Origin of the sequence: Thermoflexus hugenholtzii JAD2, from assembly GCF_900187885.1 — a bacterium.
Classification (GTDB): domain Bacteria; phylum Chloroflexota; class Anaerolineae; order Thermoflexales; family Thermoflexaceae; genus Thermoflexus; species Thermoflexus hugenholtzii.
Map to the genome: position 1 here is coordinate 1 of NZ_FYEK01000040.1, position 424 is coordinate 424.

1 protein-coding gene is annotated in these 424 nt (G+C 58.0%); it reads left to right on the forward strand.

The features are described from left to right. Positions 1-424, forward strand: a 424-nt coding sequence (locus tag CFB18_RS10190; protein ID WP_143597579.1) for an IS200/IS605 family accessory protein TnpB-related protein, incomplete at both ends; no start/stop codon positions are given.

Here is a 424-nt window from a genome sequence, read left to right on the forward strand (position 1 = left end):
GTGATCGGGATCGACAGCCATGAGGGGAATCTGACGGCTTTCGTGACCTCCACCAGTGAGATCCGGGAGATCGACACAGGGTATGTGGGGAAGGTCAACCGGGACCATCTGCGGCGCGAGATCAAAGGGACGAGAGGGAAGCACAACCCGAAGGCCAAGAAGAAGATCGCCTCCAAGCATCGAAGGATCCGGAAGCAGAAGGTGGAGAACTTCTGGCATCATCTGGCCCTGGCGCTGATCGCCTGGGCCATCGGAATGAAAGCGGCTCTTGTGCTGGAGGATCTCCAGGGGATGAAGGAGCGGATCGGGAAGGGGAAGTCCAGGAGGATGCGGCAGCGCCTGCTCAACTTCTGGAGCATTATGACTTTCCAGCGCCTTCTGGTTCAGAAGGCGAGGTTTTACGGGGTTCCGGTGATTTTTGTGG